The sequence below is a fragment of the Burkholderia sp. Ac-20353 genome (assembly GCF_017104785.1).
GTDB lineage: Bacteria > Pseudomonadota > Gammaproteobacteria > Burkholderiales > Burkholderiaceae > Burkholderia.
In genome coordinates this window covers 1-1503 of sequence record NZ_JAAGPL010000452.1, presented here as the reverse complement: position 1 = coordinate 1503, position 1503 = coordinate 1, and the positions used below count along the sequence as shown (strand labels likewise).

The following is a 1503-nucleotide window of genomic DNA, read 5'->3' as shown; positions in this document are numbered from 1 at the left end:
CCGCGACGTCCGCCAACCCGGTCCCGACGCTCGCCGATGCGCGGCGGCTCTCGGACACGGGGCGTCTCGACGACGCCGAGCATGCCGCGCATGCATACACGCTCGCGCACGGCCCCGATGCCGACGCGTTCCACCTGCTCGGCCTGATCGCCGACGCGCGCGGCCGCGATGCCGACGCGCAGGATTTCTATCGCAAGACGCTGTATCTCGATCCGGCCCATTACGAGGCGCTGACCCATCTGGCCGCGCTGCGCGACGCGGCCGGCGACGCAGCCGGCGCGCGGCAGCTGATGCTGCGTGCGCAGCGGGCCAGCGCACTGCGCGGCACGCCGACGGCGACGGACCGGACCGACGAACCGGGAGGAACCGATGGTTCACGCCGCGCTTGACGACCTCGCCCCGGCGAAGTCCATCGACGACTGCTGGAATCGCATCGGCACGCGAGGCGACGGCTCGTGTCCGCGGCTCGCCGAGCACACGCGCTGCCTGAACTGCCCGGTGTTCGAACACGCGGCCGCGAAGCTGCTCGACCGGCCGCTGACCGACGCCGACCTCGCCGAAACGGCGCACACCGCCCGCACTGCCCGCACGGCGACACGGCCGGACCGGACCGCCGACGCACCCACCCACACACCCGCCGACGACGTGCAACCGCTGCAGTCCGCGCTCGCGTTCCGCATCGCCGACGAATGGCTCGCGCTGCCCGCCGCCGTGCTGCGGCAGATCGACGGGACGCGGCCGATCCATCCGCTGCCGCACCGGCGCAACGGCGTCGTGCTCGGGCTCGTCAACGTGCGCGGCACGCTGACGATCGCCGCATCGCTCGGCGCCATGCTGAATCTCGATCGCGACGCGGCCGGGCGGCACGCATCGCGCACCGCGTATGCGCGGATGCTGGTCGTCGAGCATCGCGGCGACACGGTCGCGCTGCCCGTCGACGAGGTCGAGGGCGTGCTGCGCTTTGCGGCGTCCGCGCTGCTGCCGGTGCCGACGACGCTCACCCACGCGGCCGCGATGCACGCGCGCGGCCTGCTCGCGTGGCGCGACACGACGATCGGCCTGCTCGACACGGACCGTGTGTTCGACTCGCTCGCGAGGAGCCTGCGATGAGCACCGATGACGACCTGACGCGCCTGTCGCTGCTCGACCTGTTCCGCGACGAAGCGCACACGCAGACGCAGGCGCTCGCGAGCGGCCTGCTTACGCTCGAACATGCGCCCGGCGACGCGGCCGCGCTCGAGGCGTGCATGCGCGCCGCGCATTCGCTGAAAGGCGCCGCGCGCATCATCGACCTGCAGGACGGCGTCGACGTCGCGCACGTGTTGGAGGAATGCTTCGTCGCCGCGCAGCGCGGCGAGCTGACGCTGACGGCCGCGCACATCGACGCACTGCTGCATGGCGTGGACCTGCTGCTGCGTGTCGGCAATGCTGATCCGGCGGCGGCGGTCGCGCGCGCGGACATCGCCCACCGTGACGCCGGCGACCCGCGCGCGGGATACTGGG

General features: G+C 73.1%; 2 protein-coding genes and 1 pseudogene. All 3 read left to right on the top strand.

What is annotated here, in order from left to right:
- Positions 1-389 (top strand): annotated as a pseudogene (locus tag G3N94_RS41185) (methyltransferase); the annotation flags it as partial.
- Entirely contained in the window at positions 370-1110 is a 741-nt protein-coding gene (locus G3N94_RS41180; RefSeq protein ID WP_205799891.1) for a chemotaxis protein CheW, read from the top strand. The pseudogene G3N94_RS41185 and the gene G3N94_RS41180, both read left to right, overlap by 20 nt.
- On the top strand, positions 1107-1503 hold a 397-nt coding region (locus G3N94_RS41175; protein WP_205799890.1), incomplete at its 3' end, for an Hpt domain-containing protein. The genes G3N94_RS41180 and G3N94_RS41175, both read left to right, overlap by 4 nt.

Coding starts and splice junctions, on each gene's coding strand:
- G3N94_RS41180 (WP_205799891.1), top strand. CDS start 370: ATGGTTCACGCCGCGCTTGACGACCTCGCCCCGGCGAAGTCCATCGAC.